This window comes from Bradyrhizobium sp. AUGA SZCCT0169 (genome assembly GCF_018130085.1).
Classification (GTDB): Bacteria; Pseudomonadota; Alphaproteobacteria; order Rhizobiales; family Xanthobacteraceae; genus Bradyrhizobium.
The window spans coordinates 60,593-77,321 of sequence record NZ_JAFCMC010000013.1 but is presented as its reverse complement, the minus strand read 5'-3'; the positions used below and the strand labels follow the sequence as shown (position 1 = coordinate 77,321).

The 16,729-nt window shown below is 63.9% G+C and carries 16 protein-coding genes; 10 read left to right on the top strand and 6 right to left on the bottom strand.

From position 1 onward, the window contains the following. The first annotated feature begins 362 nt into the window (after nucleotides 1–362). On the top strand, nucleotides 363–1,703 hold the full coding sequence (locus JQ609_RS17060; protein WP_212274264.1) for a Rieske 2Fe-2S domain-containing protein: 1,341 nt from the start codon (nucleotides 363–365) through the stop codon (nucleotides 1,701–1,703). Nucleotides 1,704–1,784: 81 nt separating this feature from the next. Here JQ609_RS17060 and JQ609_RS17055 read toward each other — a convergent pair whose 3' ends face one another. Further along, a complete protein-coding gene (locus JQ609_RS17055; protein ID WP_212274263.1) occupies nucleotides 1,785–3,392 on the bottom strand; it encodes a Na+/H+ antiporter in 1,608 nt (535 codons plus the stop codon). A gap of 66 nt (nucleotides 3,393–3,458) precedes the next feature. Then, complete coding sequence (locus JQ609_RS17050) at nucleotides 3,459–3,833, bottom strand: nuclear transport factor 2 family protein (RefSeq protein ID WP_211998201.1); 375 nt, start codon at nucleotides 3,831–3,833, stop codon at nucleotides 3,459–3,461. 101 nt (nucleotides 3,834–3,934) lie between these two features. On the opposite strand from JQ609_RS17050, the gene JQ609_RS17045 reads away from it, so the two are divergent. Both JQ609_RS17045 and JQ609_RS17040 read left to right on the top strand, forming a co-directional pair. Beyond that, nucleotides 3,935–4,375, top strand: coding sequence for a GFA family protein (locus JQ609_RS17045; protein WP_212274262.1), 441 nt, complete (start codon nucleotides 3,935–3,937; stop codon nucleotides 4,373–4,375). 205 nt (nucleotides 4,376–4,580) lie between these two features. Further along, nucleotides 4,581–6,386 carry a caspase family protein gene (locus JQ609_RS17040; RefSeq protein WP_212274261.1) on the top strand — a complete coding sequence of 602 codons (1,806 nt, stop codon included), beginning with the start codon at nucleotides 4,581–4,583 and terminating at the stop codon, nucleotides 6,384–6,386. Between the two features lie 67 nt (nucleotides 6,387–6,453). Here the strand turns inward: JQ609_RS17040 and JQ609_RS17035 are convergent, their stop codons facing one another. Together JQ609_RS17035 and JQ609_RS17030 are read right to left on the bottom strand one after the other, a co-directional pair. Then, nucleotides 6,454–7,143, bottom strand: a complete 690-nt coding sequence (locus tag JQ609_RS17035) for a DUF1345 domain-containing protein (protein WP_212274260.1) — start codon at nucleotides 7,141–7,143, stop codon at nucleotides 6,454–6,456. A gap of 1 nt (nucleotide 7,144) precedes the next feature. Next, nucleotides 7,145–8,065 (bottom strand): polyprenyl synthetase family protein, encoded by a 921-nt coding sequence (locus JQ609_RS17030; protein ID WP_212274259.1) that lies wholly within the window; start codon nucleotides 8,063–8,065, stop codon nucleotides 7,145–7,147. Nucleotides 8,066–8,264: 199 nt separating this feature from the next. Between JQ609_RS17030 and mtgA the strand changes: the two genes are divergently transcribed. From mtgA to JQ609_RS17015, 3 genes are all read left to right on the top strand, one after another. Next, nucleotides 8,265–8,942 (top strand): monofunctional biosynthetic peptidoglycan transglycosylase, encoded by a 678-nt coding sequence (gene mtgA / locus JQ609_RS17025; RefSeq protein ID WP_212213798.1) that lies wholly within the window; start codon nucleotides 8,265–8,267, stop codon nucleotides 8,940–8,942. Nucleotides 8,943–9,099: 157 nt separating this feature from the next. Beyond that, on the top strand, nucleotides 9,100–9,285 hold the full coding sequence (rpmF, locus tag JQ609_RS17020; protein ID WP_027540899.1) for a 50S ribosomal protein L32: 186 nt from the start codon (nucleotides 9,100–9,102) through the stop codon (nucleotides 9,283–9,285). Nucleotides 9,286–9,429: 144 nt separating this feature from the next. Beyond that, nucleotides 9,430–10,080, top strand: a complete 651-nt coding sequence (locus JQ609_RS17015; protein WP_212274331.1) for a hypothetical protein — start codon at nucleotides 9,430–9,432, stop codon at nucleotides 10,078–10,080. A gap of 25 nt (nucleotides 10,081–10,105) precedes the next feature. Here the strand turns inward: JQ609_RS17015 and JQ609_RS17010 are convergent, their stop codons facing one another. After that, nucleotides 10,106–10,393 carry a hypothetical protein gene (locus JQ609_RS17010; RefSeq protein ID WP_249128095.1) on the bottom strand — a complete coding sequence of 96 codons (288 nt, stop codon included), beginning with the start codon at nucleotides 10,391–10,393 and terminating at the stop codon, nucleotides 10,106–10,108. Between the two features lie 254 nt (nucleotides 10,394–10,647). Between JQ609_RS17010 and JQ609_RS17005 the strand changes: the two genes are divergently transcribed. Continuing rightward, the gene (locus tag JQ609_RS17005; protein WP_212274258.1) at nucleotides 10,648–12,339 is read left to right on the top strand and encodes a bifunctional diguanylate cyclase/phosphodiesterase; all 1,692 of its coding nucleotides are present in this window, start codon (nucleotides 10,648–10,650) and stop codon (nucleotides 12,337–12,339) included. Nucleotides 12,340–12,517: 178 nt separating this feature from the next. Here the strand turns inward: JQ609_RS17005 and phaR are convergent, their stop codons facing one another. Further along, nucleotides 12,518–13,117, bottom strand: coding sequence for a polyhydroxyalkanoate synthesis repressor PhaR (phaR, locus tag JQ609_RS17000; RefSeq protein WP_212274257.1), 600 nt, complete (start codon nucleotides 13,115–13,117; stop codon nucleotides 12,518–12,520). A 314-nt stretch (nucleotides 13,118–13,431) separates the two neighbouring features. Between phaR and JQ609_RS16995 the strand changes: the two genes are divergently transcribed. The 3 genes from JQ609_RS16995 (at nucleotide 13,432) to JQ609_RS16985 (ending at nucleotide 16,687) form a co-directional block, all read left to right on the top strand. Next, entirely contained in the window at nucleotides 13,432–14,610 is a 1,179-nt protein-coding gene (locus JQ609_RS16995; protein WP_212213806.1) for an acetyl-CoA C-acetyltransferase, read from the top strand. Between the two features lie 266 nt (nucleotides 14,611–14,876). After that, nucleotides 14,877–15,602: an acetoacetyl-CoA reductase gene (phbB, locus tag JQ609_RS16990; protein ID WP_192736448.1), complete on the top strand. Its 726-nt coding sequence runs from the start codon at nucleotides 14,877–14,879 to the stop codon at nucleotides 15,600–15,602. A gap of 209 nt (nucleotides 15,603–15,811) precedes the next feature. Beyond that, nucleotides 15,812–16,687 (top strand): DMT family transporter, encoded by an 876-nt coding sequence (locus JQ609_RS16985; RefSeq protein ID WP_212274256.1) that lies wholly within the window; start codon nucleotides 15,812–15,814, stop codon nucleotides 16,685–16,687. The last annotated feature ends 42 nt before the right edge of the window (nucleotides 16,688–16,729 follow it).

The following is a 16,729-nucleotide window of genomic DNA, read 5'->3' as shown; positions in this document are numbered from 1 at the left end:
TTCTCCGCTGCCCTGTATGCTCGTGTGCACTTTGTTTTGTGCTAACCGCACACGAGACCGCGGGTGCAGCGCGCACCCGGTCTTCCCTGCGCCCTCTCATTTCGGGGCAAGGAATTTCTGACAAAGCTCGGGCGCAATGCGTCGCGAGAAGGTAAACACACATTCAGCTGTCATCACCCGCGCATGCGGGTGATCCAGTATTCCAGAGGCGCCGATGATAGAACCGAGAAGCCGCGGCGTACTGGATCCCCGCCTGCGCGGGGATGACGACCGTTGTACCCACTCAATACCCACGTTGACGCCTCGTTTGACCTGCGCCAATCTCTGTCAAAAGCAATAAACAAAACTCCGGAGGTCACGCTATGCTCCGCGCCGAAGACAACAGGTTCTTGACCGAAAGCGGTGCGGGAACGGGGATGGGCGAACTGCTGCGCCGGTTCTGGATGCCGGTGCTGCTGTCGGCGGAATTGCCCGAGGCCGACGGCACGCCGAAGAAGATCGTGGTCATGGGCGAGGAGCTGCTGGCGTTCCGCGACACGCGCGGCGTGGTCGGAATTATCGACCAATATTGCCCGCACCGCGGCGCCAATCTCTGGCTCGGCCGCAACGAGGAGTGCGGCATCCGCTGCGTCTATCACGGCTGGAAGTTCGACACGTCAGGCAACTGCGTCGACATGCCGACCTCCTATCCCGATCTGAATGCCAAGGACCTGATCAGGATCAAATCCTATCCGGTGCGCGAATGGGGCGAGATGATCTGGGCCTATATGGGCCCGGCGGATCAGATGCCGGAACTGCCCGCGCTGGAAATGGCGCTGGTGCCGGCCTCGCACCGCTACGTCTCCAAGAAATGGCAGGACTGCAACTGGGTGCAGGCGCTCGAAGGTTCGATCGACACCGCGCATTTCACCTTCGCGCATCTCAGCTTCGAGAAAGAAGAGAACGAGATCCTCGACATCAAGAAGCATTTTGTGAACCCGCTGACCCGCGTTGCGACCGACCACATGCGCTGGATCGCCGAAGACCCGCGCCCGGTGATCAAGATCAGCCCGCACGCGGCCGGACTTACCGTCGCCGGCGGGCGGCTCACCGGGTCCGACAACATCTATTGGCGCATCGCCCAGTTCCTGATGCCGGTGCATGCCTATGCGCCGAGCTCGATGCCGGGCGAGAACATTTTTGGTCAAAGCTTCGTTCCGGTGACCGACACCAGTTGCTGGATCTACACTTACGCGTGGAATCCCGAGCGTCCGTTGACGCAGGCCGAGCGCGACGGCTATGACCGCGGTAACGGCGTGATGTCGGAAGTCGACGAGAACTACATTCCGCTGCGCAACAAGGCCAACGACTACCTGATCGACCGCAAGCTGCAGAAGACAAAAAGCTACACCGGCATCAAGGGCGTCTCCGAACAGGACGCCGCGGTGCAGGACAGCCAGGGCCCGATTGCCGACCGGACGCGAGAACATCTCGGCCCGACTGATTTGGGCATCATGCATTTCCGCAAACTGGTGATGGAGGCCGCCCGCGCCCTGCAGCAGGGCGAGGCGCCGCCGCATGCCCGGCATCAGGACCGCTACACGGTGCGCTCCGGCGCCTGCGTCACCAGCAAGACGAAAGACCTCACCGCCGTGATGATCGAGCGCTTCGGCGAGCCGGCGGGGTTCGTCGGTGGCTCGGGGCGGAATGTTGCGGCGGAGTGACGTGTCGTCCCGGCCTTAAGCTCAGATGCGCAATTGCGCATCCGAGCTTAAGGCCGGGACGACGTGTGGATGGATGCGGGCCTACAACGGAATCCTTCGATACTCCCGGTTGCTCAAACTCGCTTCCTCCAGATCGAGGTCGCGCTCGATCCGGCGCCGGGTCTCGTCGGTGATCTTGCCGTCGCGCAGCAAGGCGTGAATGAATTTCCGTTCCGTCGCGATCAATTCGCGCGTCAGTTCGGTGCCGGCCGCCGAGGCGTCGTCCACATCGGGATTGAACGAATCGGGCAGCTGGTTGGTGCGGGACTCGTGCCGTGCGCGGAGCAGCTTGACGACTTCGTCGGTCAATTCGCGGTCGTTGGTGATGGCATCGAGCGATTTGAGCGCGGCATCGAGCGCCTCGCGCCGCGCCGCGATTTCGGCTTCGTGCTCGGCGATGTGTTCGTCGCGGCCGGCCTGCGTCAGCCCGAGCCAGCGCACCACCAGCGGCAGGCCCGACCCCAGTCCGACCAGGGTGATGAAAATGACGCCGAAGGACACGAACAGGATCAGGTCGCGATGCGGGAACGCGTCGCCATTCGGCAGTGCAAGCGGCAGTGCCAGCGCCGCGGCAAGCGACACCGCGCCGCGCACGCCGGTGAAGGCGATCACGAAGGTGTTTCGCCAGGGAGGACTGGGATCGCGCGCCCGCAGGCGCGGGTTCAAGAGGCGCGGCAGATAGATGGCGGGAAAGACCCAGGCGAACCGCGCGACGATCACGATCACCGTGACCAGCGCGGTGGCGAACAGGATCTCGTCCAGCGGAAACGCCTTCGACTTCTCGTACAGCGAGCGCATCTGGAAGCCGGTGAGCAGGAACAGAAGGCCCTCGACCAGATAGATCACGAGGTCCCAGAAGAAGATGCCCTGCAGGCGGGTGGCCGATGAGATCAGCAGCGGCCCGTTCCAGCTCATATAAAGCCCGCACGCGACGGTCGCGATCACGCCGGAACCGCCGAGATGGTGCGGAACCCAGAAGGCGAGGTAGGGCGTGATCAGCGACAGCGTAATCTCGACCTGCGGATCGCGGGCGCGGTGGCGCATGCGCAGGCTGAGCCAGCCCACCGCGAGGCCGAACAGCAACTCGCCGACCACGATGACAGCGAACGTGCCGGTGGCCTTCGGTAGCGAGAACATGCCGGTCAGGATCGCCGCGACCGCGAAGCGATAGAGGATCAACGCGGTCGCATCGTTGACCAGGCCCTCGCCCTCGAGCACGACCAGGATCCGGCGCGGCATGCCGAGCTTGCGGGCAATCGCCAGCGGCGCCACCACGTCCGGCGGTGCGACGATGGCACCCAGCAGGAAACCGACGGTCCATGGCAGCCCGATCAGATAATGCGTGGCGGCGGCGACCGCGAAAGCGGTGAAGATCACGCAGCCGACCGCCAGCAGCGTGATCGGGCGGAGGTTGAATTTGAACTCGCGCCAGCTCATGGCAACGCTGGCCGAATAGATCAGCGGCGGCAGCACCACCACCAGCACCAGTTCCGGCGGCAGTTCGATCGACGGCATGCCCGGCACGAAGGCGAGCGCGATGCCGACGAGCATCATCAGGATCGCCGACGCGACATTGACCCGCCGCGCCAGCAGGGCGGTACCGGCCAGCACGGCGAGCAGGATCAAAAAGATCTGAAATTTGGTCTCCATGACGCCCCCAATTCGCAGGGAAACCCCTTGGACGTCAATCCGGTCGGAGGGACCCGCGGACGGAGGCTACTCGCGCAGATCGTAACGATAGGACTTCGAGACGATCTTCCAGCCGTCCGAGAGCTTCATCGCCACCAGATAGTCGGTGAAGTAACGCGGCGGCAACTGGCAGCGCACCTTGATGAAGGCGGTGGACTCGTCCGAGCGGTCGATGGTGACGATGAAGTCCTCGCGCGGCTTGCCTTCCGCCTTCGCCGACGGGCGCTTGCGCACGCGGTCCAGCCAGTCCGGCACGGTCAGCACCTGCAATTCGCCCTTCTCCACCCAGCGCAAATCGGCGGTGGGATCGAAGATCGCGCCGAGCTTGTCGGCATTGCCTTCATACAGGCCGTCGAAATAATTCTGGACGACGGCTTCGACGCTCGATCGGTCTTCGCTCACAATAGTCCTCCCCAGGATGCAGGATTGTTCGAATTGAAGTAAGCCACGAACAGATGCATTGCGCTATGGATGAGTTCAAGACCGCAGCAGGGAATTGAATCATGACGGGTTCAGCGAATTCGAATGCTCGCATTCTGGCCGGAGAATGCTTCTGCGGCGCGGTGCATTACGCCGTGGCCGATTCATTCGAATATGCCTTCAATTGCCATTGTTCGAATTGCCGGCGGACCACCGGTTCGGCGTTCAAGCCGTTTGCCGGAATCGCGCGCGACAGGCTCAGTATCACCGCGGGTGACGATATCGTGATGATCCATGGCGACGATGCCGGCCACAACGCGCACTGCCGGCGATGCGGCTCGTTGCTCTATTCGGTGGTGCGCGATGGCGCCTTCGTCCATGTCGCGATGGGGACGGTGGTCGATGCTCCCTCGATCCGCCCGTCCGCCCACATCTTCGTGGGTTCCAAGGCGCCCTGGTTCTCCATCACCGACGATTTGCCGCAGTACCAGGGTCACGTTGTCCGGGCTGAACGCCCGGAATAGGCGTAGCAATTGGCGGGACGAGGCCGGCCGGACGAGCCTGGCTCAAACACGACCGGCCAACGGCGGACCCGTGGCCTGTTTGCCGGATTGGCGGTAAAATGGCGGCGCGATCCGGGTCGATGCGGTTCGTGACCCAACTCACAAAGCCGGCCCTATGCCCATGATAGGTATACCCGGTGCGAAAGAGCGAGGCTCCGGAAGCGTCATGATCAGGTCTGGATCTCTAAAATTGCATCGATGGGTGCTTGCCGCCGCGGCGCTGCTGGCGGTGTGCCAGCCGGCGTTTGCCGAGAAGCGCGTCGCCCTGGTGCTGGGCAACTCCGCCTACAGGAATGTCCCGCAGCTTGCCAATCCGGTTAACGACAGCGCCAAGATCGCCGCGACGCTGAAGGAGGCCGGCTTCGATGTCGTCGATTCCCGCCGCGATCTGCCCGCGGCCGAAACCCGGCGCGCGCTGCGCGACTTCGCCGACCGTGCCCGGGACGCCGACATCGCCGTCGTCTATTACGCCGGCCACGGCATCGAGGTGGACGGCTCGAATTATCTGATTCCGGTGGATGCAAAACTGGAACGCGATACGGACGTTTACGACGAGGCCCTGTCGCTGGATCGCGTGCTGATCGCGATCGAGCCGGCCAAGAAATTGCGGCTCGTCATTCTCGATGCCTGCCGGGACAATCCGTTTGCCAAGACCATGAAGCGGACGGTCGCCTCGCGCGCGATCGGGCAGGGCCTGGCCAAGGTGGAGCCGAGCAGCCCGAACGTGCTGATCGCCTATTCGGCCAAGGCCGGATTCACCGCGGCCGATGGCGATGGCCAGAACAGCCCGTTCACGGCAGCGCTGTCGCGCCATATCGCGACGCCGGGGCTCGACGTGCGCCGCGCGTTCGGATTTGTCCGCGACGAAGTGCTCAAGACCACCGGCAACCGGCAGGAGCCGTTTGTCTATGGTTCGCTGGGCGGCGAAGACGTGCCGCTGGTGCCGGCCCCTGCCAAACCGGCGCCCGCCGCAGCGGCGCCTGCGCCCACACTCAGCGCGCAGGCCGAAGCCCGCCGCGACTACGAACTGGCGCTTCAGCTCGGCAACAAGAACGCGCTCGATGCATTCCTCAAGCAATATCCCGACGGCTTCTACGCCAGCCTCGCCAAGCTGCAGCTCGACAAGATCGCCGCCGAGGAAATCCGCATCGCCGCCACCGAGAAGGCGCGGCTGGCCGAGCAGGAGCGGGCACGGCTCGTCGCCGAAGGCGCCCAGAGATCGGAGCAGTCGAAGGCCGAGGCCGATGTCAGGGCCGCGGAGCAGGCGCGCATCGCCGCCGAAAAGGCCAAGCAGATTGCGCAGGACCAGGCCGCGGCGGCCGAACAGAAACGCCTCGCAGCTGAAGCGCCCGCGCCCGTCAAGGAACCCGTCAAGGAAAAGGCCGTCAACCTCGCGGCCCTGCCCCCCGCATCGGCCCCGGCCGACGTCACCAAATCGGTGCAGGCCGAACTGCGCCGTGTCGGCTGCCTGACCGGCGCTGCCGATGGCGACTGGAACGCGGCTTCGCAGCGCTCGCTGACGCTGTTCAACCGCTACGCCGGGACCAGGCTTGATGCCAAAGTGGCCAGCGTCGACGCGCTGGATGCGATCAAGCTGAAACCGTCACGCGTCTGTCCGCTGGTCTGCGAACATGGTTTCAGGGCCGATGGCGACCGCTGCAGCAGGATCACTTGCGCCCAGGGTTCGGTGCTCAACGACGACAATGAATGCGAAAAGCGCCGCGGCAACAAGCCGGTGGCCAAACGCGATACCGATGATCGCCCGGAGCGTCCGGTTCGGGAACGGCCGCGGCCCGAGGTCAGCGCGCCCCGGCCTCAAGGATCGCCTCAGGCATCCGGCCGGGCATCTGGCCAGGTCGTATGCGATCAGTCCGGCTGCCGTTCCGCGAGCGCCGGTTGCCGCGTCGAGTTCAGGACGTTTGAGGCGGGCGGCCCATATCCAAGCGGCGGCAATATCCAGGTGTGCCGCTGACGCGACATAGCGTTTTCGAGCGAAGTGGATACCGGTTCGCGTGAAGAAAACGCGTCAAAACAAGGGTCTAGATTGCACTTGCGGCGATATTGACCATCAGTGCGACCAGCGCGGTATTGAACACGAACGCGATGATGCCGTGCACGGTCGCGGTGCGGCGGATGATCTTGTCGGTGATCCCGACATCGGAAACCTGCGCGGTCATCCCGATCACGAACGAGAAGTAGACGAAATCCCAGTAATCGGCGTCCTCATGCCGGTCGCCGCTTGGAAACTGCAGGCCGCCGGGTTTGCCGCCGCGGTAATATTCATGCGCGTAGTGCAGCGAGAACGCGGTGTGCACCGCCGCCCATGACAAAGCGATGGTCACCGTCGCCAGCACCAGTCCCGGCGCGCTGCGGTTGGAGGCACCGAGTTCGAACACGATGGCCGCGATGCTGGCAAACGCGCCGAGCGCCGTCAGCAGCAGGATCAGGAAGCGGCCGTCGTCCTGCAGCGCCGCGTTGCGGCGGATGTGCGCCATGCCGCTGCGAAACACCATGGTGAAAACCAGCACCAGATACAACGCGACGAAAACATCCCAGCTGACCAGCAACCGCGTTACCAGCCGTAGCGAGCCCGGCAGCAAAAAGAACGCAACGATACCGACCGCGATCGCGATGAAGGTGCGTGGCCGCCCATAGACCACACGGAGCAGAACCGGCTTTTTCCTGAACCGGTCGACGAACTCGTCGAGTTCCTTCTTCTGCGATGGCACGTCAGCTCTTGCGATCGGCGACGAAGCGCGACGCGGCCTTCAGCACGTCACCCTTGGCGCCGAAGATCGACAGCGCGGAATCCGCGCGCGCCAGCAGGTCGCGCACGCGCTGCTTGGCGCCGTCGATGCCGAGCTGGGTGACGAAGGTGGTCTTGCCGAGCGCCGCATCGGCGCCGGCCGGCTTGCCGAGCGCGGCGGCGTCGCCCTCGACGTCGAGCAGATCGTCGGCGATCTGGAACGCCTCGCCGAGCGCGCGGCCGTAATCGTCGAGCGCCTGATATTCCTGTTGCGTGGACTGGCCGAGGATCGCGCCCGCGATGCAGCCATAGCGCAGCAGCGCGCCGGTCTTCATCTGCTGCAGCCGCGCCACGTCGACCGGCTCGCGGTCGCCGAATCGGCCTTCGCCGGCGAGGTCGAGTATTTGTCCACCGACCATGCCGCCGATCCCCGAGGCGCGAGCGAGCGCACGGGTCAGCAGCAGGCGCACGGTGGGATCCGAATGAATCTCGTCGCGGGTCACGATGTCGAACGCCAGCGTCAGCAAACCGTCGCCGGCGAGGATCGCGGTGGCGTCGTCGGTCTGCTTGTGCAGCGTCGGCCGTCCGCGGCGCAGGTCGCTGTTGTCCATTGCCGGCAGATCGTCATGGATCAGCGAATAGCAGTGGATGCATTCGAGCGCGGCGCCGGCGAGCAGCGCCGCGTCGCGCGGAACCCCGAACACGGCCGAGCTCTCGACCACCAGAAACGGCCGCAGGCGCTTGCCGCCGCCGAGGCTTGAATAGCGCATCGCGTCCATCAGCCGCTTCGGCCGCGCGATCTCGTCTGATAACAGCGTATCCGACAGCAGCTTGGCCAGCAGGGCCTCGGTATCTTCGGCGGTCTGATCCAATCGTTTGGTAAAATCGGCAGTGGCGGTCGTCATTTAAGAATGGCTCCAGGTCAATTTCGTCGTCAATTTTGCCGGACAATCGTTGATGGCACGGCGTCAGTCAATTCCGCCTCCCGGCTTGAGACGCCTTAAAAGCGCTGGAAAACCCACGAAATATCATGGTGATGTCACCTATTAAGGGGTCTCTTGACCGATCCTCGACCCGGCTGGGCTGAACCGGAAGCATTCGAATTTGCGCTTTGTCCGAATCTTATTGCTGATTTTGCTGGCGCTGCTGCTGTTGCCGTATCTGGTGACGCCGTTCTATCGCACCGGCCATCCGGTCTCGACGCTGATGGCCTGGCGCTGGCTCAAGGGCGCGCCGGTGTCGCGGCAATGGATCGATTTCAAGGCGATGTCGCCGGCGCTGCCGCGTTCGGTGGTGGGCTCCGAGGACGCCAAATTCTGCGGCCATCGCGGGGTCGATTGGAGCGCGCTGCAGGATGCGATCGAGGATCACGAGGAAGGCGAGGTGTCGGGTGGCGGCTCCACCATCACCCAGCAGGTGGCCAAGAACCTGTTCCTGTGGCCGGGCCGCAGCGTGGTCCGCAAAGCGCTGGAGCTGCCGCTGGCGATGTGGATCGACCTGGTGCTGTCCAAGCAGCGGATTCTCGAGATCTACCTCAATATCGCCGAACTCGGCCCCTCCGGGCAGTTCGGCGCCGAGGCAGGGTCCCAATACGCGTTCGGTCGTTCGGCTGCGACCCTGTCGCCGCGCGAGGCGGCCCTGCTGGCGGCGATCCTGCCAAATCCCGTCAGGCGCAGCGCCCGGAATCCCGGGCCCGGGGTGCGGCGTCTGGCCGGCACCTACATGGCCCGGGCGAATGCCGCGGCCTTGCAGCGATGCTGGAGCGAAAATCGTGCATTTTGAGCCAATTTTCGGCCGATTTAACCCTGGCAAAGCCTAGCTTTACGTCATCCCTTCCTCTATAAGCGCGGCCTTATCGGCATCGCAGCCCGTGCTTTGAAGCGCTGGGCGGTCCGCTACCTAGCACGATGCCCTCCGACAACACCCCTAGAGGACCGTTATGGCCGTTCCCAGAAGAAAAACATCGCCCTCGCGGCGTGGCATGCGCCGCTCGGCGGACGCCCTGAAGAAGCCGACCTATGCCGAAGACAAGGATTCGGGCGAATTGCGCCGTCCGCACCACCTCGACCTGAAGACCGGCATGTACAAGGGCCGGCAGGTTCTGAAGGCCAAGAAGGAATCCTGATCGGGCCCAGGCTTGGCGCGGCGGTTCAGCCGTGCCTGCCTGAATTCGGCCAACGGATGGGGTAAGACGGTTCCCGGTGGCGAAGCGTGAAGCTTCGCCTTAGGAGCGTTCAAGTTTCCTTTAGTTAAGGCCTTGCCGATGTCCATGGTCGGATTTCCGCTACTCCTGATTCCGCTCGCGATCTACAACATCATCGCCTTCCTGATGCCGGAAGTCGCTTTCGGCACGCCGCTGCTGAAGCTGATGCTGATGTCGGGCGTGGAATGGCAGGTGACGCTGAGCGACGTTCTGGTCGCGGTCGGCATCTTCCTGTTGATGTTCGAAGTCATCAAAGGCGCGCGTCCCGGCGCGAAATATCTCACCGACCATCTGCTGTCGCTGATCGTGTTCGGCGCGGCCGCTGCCGAATTCGTGCTGTGGCCGAAGTTCGGCACCTCAACCTATTTCCTGCTGACGTCGCTTGCGCTGGTCGACTTCCTGTCCGGCCTTGCCTTGCGCACGCGGCGGCGTGCGGTCGTGGCGCCTGCGGTGTCCGCCAAGGGCACCAGAAGAGCTGAACCGGAGGCCGAGCCGCCAGTGGCCGAGCCGAAGCCAGAGCCTGCGCCGGCAAAAGCGCCAGCGCCGCCCGCAGCATCGGTCGCTGAATCAGTGCTGCTGGATCGCCCGGAACCGGCACCCGCACCTGCTGTCGCGCCCCATGCGGCTTCGCCGGAGGTCCCCTCGCCGGAAGTCCCCTCGCCGGGGATACAGCCGGGTAGCGGTACGACTCCGTCCCCGGACAAGCCGCCGCGCTGACCGGTCGTCGGATCAGATTTCTTGCTCAGATGACCTGCCGGGTCCGCCGTGCCACGCTGCGGCGTTCCTGTGGGTGTGCGCCATAGGCCGCCTGCGCATCCTCGATCGAGGCACGTCGCATGCAGCGCGTTTGTGGGGCCTGGTCGGCGGTCGCGATCAGTTGAGTCAGAAAGGTCGGGTCGGGGCGCGCCATGGTCGCTTTCCGCGACCAGTGCACCGGTTGGGTCACCGGCACGAGCGCGACACAGGCCGGCGCGTCGGCGTCGGAGACGTCTACGTCCAGGATATCTTCTGATCGTTCGGTATCCAGCATCGCACACCGCAACCGGCTAAAACTGTCACGTTTTGGGACGTGAAACCCTACTTCGATCTGCTCCTCGCAAGGCCTATGCCGATACGTGGCGGTTGGTTCCCGAAGGTTTGCGACAGCCGCAAAACGTGGTTTCCAGATTATTTATCAACTTTGCCTAGCGTCAGATTCGATAGAACCACTATCCTCAGGCTAGCCAGAATCACCTTGCTTGTCTTTGGCCTGTCTTTGGGCTGTCCCGAATCGAGGCGACTTTGATGTCCGCTGTCCCGCAAGCCTCCAGCATCCTCGCTTCGCTCGGGCAGGCCAGTTTCGTCTGGGATCTCGCCGCCGACAGCATCGTCTGGAGCGATAACGCCGCCTCCGTCTTTACCGACATCGCCCCGGAAGCGCTGGCCAGCGGCGCCGGGTTCGCCAAGCTGATCGAGCCGAAAGGGTCGATCCGGTCAGACGCGCTGGGTCACACGGCCCCGGCACGCGGCGGCGAGGGCACAGCCTACCGGATCGAATATGGCGTGCGGGCCTCGACCTCCGCGCCCGTGATCTGGATCGAGGAAACCGGCTGCTGGTTCGCCGGCGCCGACGGCAAGCCGGCGCGCGCGCAGGGCGTCGTCCGCGTCGACAATGAGCGCCGCGCCCGCGATGAGCAGCTCGTGCGGCTCTCGCGGCACGACCCGCTGACCGGCGAACTCAATCGCACCCATTTGATCGCGGCGCTCGCCGAGGCGATCGAGGAAGCCGCGCGCTTCCGCTCGTCCTGCGCCTTCATGCTGATTGGCATCGACCATCTGGCGCGCGTCAACGACGCTTTCGGCTTCGATGTCGCCGATGGCGTGATCGCGGAAGTCGGAAAACGTATTCGTGCGCGGCTGCGCGGTGGCGACGTGCTCGGACGATTCTCCGGCAACAAATTCGGGCTGATCCTGCGCAACTGCACCGTCGACGACACCAATGTCGCGGCCGAGCGGTTTCTCGCCGGCATTCGCGACGAGGTGGTGCCGACCGTGTCCGGCCCGGTGTCGGTAACCGCGTCGATCGGCGCGATCAGTATCCCGCGTTACGCCCGCAGCGCCGATGAGGCCGTCACCCGCGCCCAGGAAACGCTGGATGGCGCCAAGGGCCGCCGTGCCGGATCATTTTCGCTGTGGAAGCCCAATGTGGAGCGCGACGCGCAGCGCCGCGTCAACATCCGCGTCACCGACGAAATCGTCACCGCGCTGAACGAGCGTCGGATCGTGACCGCGTTCGAGCCGGTGGTCGAAGCGCGCTCGCGCCAGCCGGCGTTCTACGAATGCCTGGTGCGGATGGAGCAGGCCAACGGCCAGGCGTTGCTGGCACCGGATATCGTCCCCGTCGCGGAACGACTTGGCCTGATCCGGCTGGTCGATCACCGCGTGCTGGAGCTCGCGGTCGCCGAACTCGCGGCGTCACCGAACGTACAGCTCAGCCTCAACATCTCACCCGACACCACGATGGATCCGGACTGGTCGGCCTCGATCGAATCCCTGATGCGTGCGCATCCGGGTGTGGCCGAACGGCTGATCGTGGAAATCACCGAGACCGTTGCGATCCAGGATATCGACGACATCAGAGGCTTCGTCACCCGCTTGAAGAATTTCGGCAGCCGGATCGCGATCGATGATTTCGGCGCCGGCTACACCTCGTTCCGGAATTTGCGCAAGCTCGGCGTCGACATCGTCAAGATCGACGGCGCCTTCGTGCAGAACATCGCGCGCTCGGCCGACGACCGCGCCTTCGTACAGACGCTGATCGATCTGGCGCGGCGGCTGCAGATCAAGACGGTGGCGGAATGGGTGCAGGACGAAGAGTCCGCGGTCATGCTGCGCGAATGGGGCTGCGACTACATCCAGGGCCGACTGATCGGCCTCGCGTCACCGGAGCGGCCGTGGGCCGTGCCGGCCGAGACGGTGTTGCCGGCGGCGAGTTGAATTTTTTCGCGTTGAACAATCCATCGTCGTCCCGGGCTTGACGTCAGATGTGCAATTGCACATCGGGGGACCCACGCCGCGGCCTATCGCTTAGACAACGGCGGGAGTGACCTCAAAAACTAAAGCCGGTGGCTATGGGTCCCGGGTCAAGCCCGGGACGACGTGGAGAGAGCGTGCGCTACTCTTCCTTCTTCGGCTCTTTCGACATGCGCTCGAGGCGGTCCTGCATGTCTTTCATCTGACGGCGAAGGTCGTCGATATTGTCTTCGTTGGCCGCAGGCTCCGGCGTTTTCTCGGGTTCGGCTGGCGTCACGCCGCCGCGCGGCGGCACGAACGGCTTGAACATCGAGAACGTCTGCTGAAACAGTTCCATGTTGCGGCGGACGTGTTCTTCGAGCGGCGCGAACGGCGTTCCCGAGAACGTGTTGGTGAGCTGCTTGCGGAACTTTTCCTGTTCGCGCGTCAGCGTGTCGATCGATTGTTCCAGATATTTCGGAACCACCATCTGCATGCTGTCGCCGTAGAAGCGGATCAGCTGGCGCAGGAACGTGGTCGGCAGCAGATTCTGCCCCGCCTTGTTTTCCTGTTCGAAGATGATCTGCGCCAGCACCGAGCGGGTGATGTCGTCACCGGTCTTGGCGTCATAGACGAGAAAATCCTCGCCATCCTTCACCATCGCTGCGAGATCCTCGAGCGTCACATAGGTGCTGGTGCCGGTATTATAGAGCCGCCGGTTAGCGTATTTCTTGATCGTGGTGGGTTGGTCTGACTTGGCCATGGCCATGGGGCTCACACATCCATACCGAGAGCGGGGAACCCGACGGGCATCACCGGCGGGCAGACGAGCAACGCAACGCAACAAAGTAAGCATTTTCAATGCGGCTCGGCTACCGTTTTGTGCGGCACGGTTAATTCCAAGGCATGGGGACTGCTATGGAAACTGCCAGGGACGCTACTTTGAATGCGCCGCGGCGTGATTTTCCCCTCTGGCCGATTGACACAAGATGCCTAGGTTAACAGGATGGTCCCAAGAGACAGGCCCGCCATCCGGCCGCCCGCCGTCGAGAAACCTCAAGCCCACAGGAGATGTCCATGTCAGACGATGTCGTCATCGTCAGCGCCGCCCGCACCCCGGTCGGCAGCTTCAACGGCGCGTTCGCCACCACCCCGGCCCATGATCTCGGCGCCATCGCCATCAAGGCCGCGCTGGAGCGGGCTGGCATCGAGCCGGGCCGCGTGTCCGAAGTCATCATGGGCCAGATCCTGACCGCGGCGCAGGGCCAGAACCCCGCCCGCCAGGCCTCGATCGCGGCCGGCATCCCGGTGGAAAGCCCGGCCTGGGGCGTCAACCAGCTCTGCGGCTCGGGCCTGCGCACCGTTGCGCTCGGCTATCAGGCGCTGCTCAACGGCGATTCGGAAATCGTCGTCGCCGGCGGCCAGGAATCCATGAGCATGGCCCCGCACGCGCAATATCTGCGTGGCGGCGTCAAGATGGGCGGCCTCGAACTGGTCGACACCATGATCAAGGACGGCCTGTGGGACGCCTTCAACGGCTACCACATGGGCAACACCGCCGAGAACGTCGCGCGGCAGTACCAGATCACCCGCGCGCAGCAGGACGAGTTCGCGGTTCATTCGCAGAACAAGGCCGAGGCTGCGCAGAAGGCCGGCAAGTTCAATGACGAGATCACCCCCGTCACCATCAAGTCCCGCAAGGGCGACATCATCGTCAGCGCCGACGAATATCCGCGCCATGGCGCCACCGTCGACGCGATGGCCAAGCTGAAGCCTGCCTTCGAGAAGGACGGCACGGTCACCGCCGGCAGCGCCTCCGGCATCAATGACGGCGCCGCCGCTGTGGTGCTGATGACCGCCAAGCAGGCGGCCAAGGAAGGCAAGAAGGTTCTCGGCCGCATCGTCTCCTGGGGCCAGGCCGGCGTCGATCCCAAGATCATGGGCACCGGCCCGATCCCGGCTTCCCGCGCCGCGCTGAAGAGGGCCGGCTGGAACATCGCTGATCTGGACCTGATCGAGGCCAATGAAGCGTTCGCGGCACAGGCCTGCGCGGTCAACAAGGACCTCGGCTGGGATACCTCCAAGGTCAATGTCAATGGCGGCGCGATCGCGATCGGTCATCCCGTCGGCGCTTCCGGCGCCCGCGTGCTGGTGACGCTGCTGCACGAAATGCAGAAGCGCGATGCCAAGAAGGGCCTTGCCACACTGTGCATCGGCGGCGGCATGGGCATTGCCATGTGCATCGCACGCGACTGAACCATAGCGTTTTCAAGCGAAGTGGGTACCGGTTCGCGTCAAGAAAACGCGTACAGATAAAAGGCAGTTGGGATGCGTTGTTGATGAAAACTTCATCTGTCAACCACGGTTCAAATCGATAAAACTGAAATGCCCGGTCTTGCGCCGGGCATTTTCATCTCTGGTACGTTGTCGAGTGAGAGAACGCGCCGCACTTTGAAGAGCAGGCTTCGTCAAAAGACCGGGACAATTCCGGCTCGTAAAAAGACCACCAAGGAGGACTACGCATGGCACGTGTTGCATTGGTTACGGGGGGCACGAGGGGCATTGGCGCTGCGATCAGCAAATCGCTGAAGGCGGCGGGCTACAAGGTTGCGGCGAGCTATGCCGGCAATGACGCCGCGGCGGAGAAATTCAAATCGGAGACCGGCATTCCCGTTTACAAATGGGACGTCAGCTCGTTCGACGCCTGTGCGGCCGGCGTCAAGCAGGTCGAGGCCGATCTCGGCCCGGTCGACGTGCTGATCAACAATGCCGGCATCACCAAGGACGGCGCCTTCCACAAGATGACGCTCGAGCAGTGGAACGCGGTCATCAACACCAATCTCGGCTCGCTGTTCAACATGACCCGCCAGGTGATCGAAGGCATGCGCGCCCGCAAGTTCGGCCGCGTCATCAACATCTCCTCGATCAACGGCCAGAAGGGACAGTTCGGCCAGGTCAATTACTCGGCGGCCAAGGCCGGCGACATCGGCTTCACCAAGGCGCTGGCGCTGGAGAACGCCAAGGGCGGTATCACCGTGAACGCGATCTGCCCCGGCTACATCAACACCGAAATGGTGCAGGCGGTGCCAAAGGACGTGCTGGAGAAGAGCATCCTGCCGCTGATCCCGGTCAATCGCCTCGGCGAGCCCGAAGAAATCGCCCGCGCGGTGGTCTTCCTCGCCGCCGACGAGGCCGGCGCCATCACCGGCTCGACGCTGACGATCAACGGCGGGCAGTACATGGTGTGATTTGACGCAGTCATTCCGGGACACGCGGTAACGCGTGGACCCGGAATCTCGAGATTCCGGGCCCGGTCGCTCGCAGCCACAATCTATCAAGAAGTCGTCATGCCCGGCCTTGTGCCGGGCATCCACGTCTTTACAACTCAACAAGAAGACGTGGATGGCCGGGACAAGCCCGGCCATGACGGAAAAATCTCGCACCGTTGCCGGCCAAGATGACTCCCCGTACCGCCACACTTATCGGACTGACCGCGATCCTGATGTGGTCGCTGCTGTCGGTCCTCACGGTTGCGACCGGGAAAATTCCGGCGTTTCAGCTCGCGGCGATGACGTTCGCGATCGGGGCGGCGGTCGCTTTCATCAGCTTCATCTGGCGGCCCGCGGCCTTCGCCGCGTTACGGCAATCCCCGACCGCGTGGGTGGTCGGCGTCGGCGGGCTGTTCGGCTATCACGCGCTGTATTTCCTGGCGCTGCGCTTTGCGCCGCCGGCCGAAGCCGGTCTCTTGAATTATCTCTGGCCGCTTTTGATCGTGCTGTTCTCCTCGCTGCTGCCGGGCGAGCGGCTGGCGGCGCATCACATCGTCGGCGCGCTGCTCGGTCTCGCCGGCACGGTGTTGCTGTTGTCAGGCAATAGCGGCGGCGGCTTTGCGCCGGCGCAGATTCCGGGACTGGCGGCGGCCTTCGTCGCCGCCTTTGTGTGGGCGGCCTATTCGGTGATGTCGCGCAAGCTCAAGGCGGTGCCGACCGATGCGGTTGCCGGCTTCTGCCTTGCCACCGCACTGCTCGCGGCTCTCGTCCACCGCATGGTCGAGACCACGGTCTGGCCGGAAACGTCAGGACAATGGCTTGCCATTATCGCACTCGGCGTCGGCCCGGTCGGCGCCGCGTTCTTTACCTGGGACATCGGCATGAAGCGCGGCGACATCCGCGTGCTCGGCGCGGCGTCTTACGCAACACCGTTACTGTCGACCGCGTTTTTGATCCTCGCAGGCTTTGCCACGGCGAGTGCTACGATTGCGATTGCCGCGATCCTGATCGCCGGCGGCGGCCTGATCGCGGCCAAGGATATGGTGTGGAAGCGAAGTCCGTAGGGTGGGCAAAGGCGCTTTTGCGCCGTGCCCACAATCGATCCA

Excerpts from the sequence above, each read along its gene's own strand:
- JQ609_RS17060 (WP_212274264.1), top strand. The coding sequence starts at position 363 with ATGCTCCGCGCCGAAGACAACAGGTTCTTGACCGAAAGCGGTGCGGGA.
- JQ609_RS17055 (WP_212274263.1), bottom strand. The coding sequence starts at position 3,392 with ATGGAGACCAAATTTCAGATCTTTTTGATCCTGCTCGCCGTGCTGGCC.
- JQ609_RS17045 (WP_212274262.1), top strand. The coding sequence starts at position 3,935 with ATGACGGGTTCAGCGAATTCGAATGCTCGCATTCTGGCCGGAGAATGC.
- JQ609_RS17040 (WP_212274261.1), top strand. The coding sequence starts at position 4,581 with ATGATCAGGTCTGGATCTCTAAAATTGCATCGATGGGTGCTTGCCGCC.
- JQ609_RS17030 (WP_212274259.1), bottom strand. The coding sequence starts at position 8,065 with ATGACGACCGCCACTGCCGATTTTACCAAACGATTGGATCAGACCGCC.
- rpmF (WP_027540899.1), top strand. The coding sequence starts at position 9,100 with ATGGCCGTTCCCAGAAGAAAAACATCGCCCTCGCGGCGTGGCATGCGC.
- JQ609_RS17015 (WP_212274331.1), top strand. The coding sequence starts at position 9,430 with ATGGTCGGATTTCCGCTACTCCTGATTCCGCTCGCGATCTACAACATC.
- JQ609_RS17010 (WP_249128095.1), bottom strand. The coding sequence starts at position 10,393 with ATGCTGGATACCGAACGATCAGAAGATATCCTGGACGTAGACGTCTCC.
- JQ609_RS17005 (WP_212274258.1), top strand. The coding sequence starts at position 10,648 with ATGTCCGCTGTCCCGCAAGCCTCCAGCATCCTCGCTTCGCTCGGGCAG.
- phaR (WP_212274257.1), bottom strand. The coding sequence starts at position 13,117 with ATGGCCAAGTCAGACCAACCCACCACGATCAAGAAATACGCTAACCGG.
- JQ609_RS16995 (WP_212213806.1), top strand. The coding sequence starts at position 13,432 with ATGTCAGACGATGTCGTCATCGTCAGCGCCGCCCGCACCCCGGTCGGC.
- phbB (WP_192736448.1), top strand. The coding sequence starts at position 14,877 with ATGGCACGTGTTGCATTGGTTACGGGGGGCACGAGGGGCATTGGCGCT.
- JQ609_RS16985 (WP_212274256.1), top strand. The coding sequence starts at position 15,812 with ATGACTCCCCGTACCGCCACACTTATCGGACTGACCGCGATCCTGATG.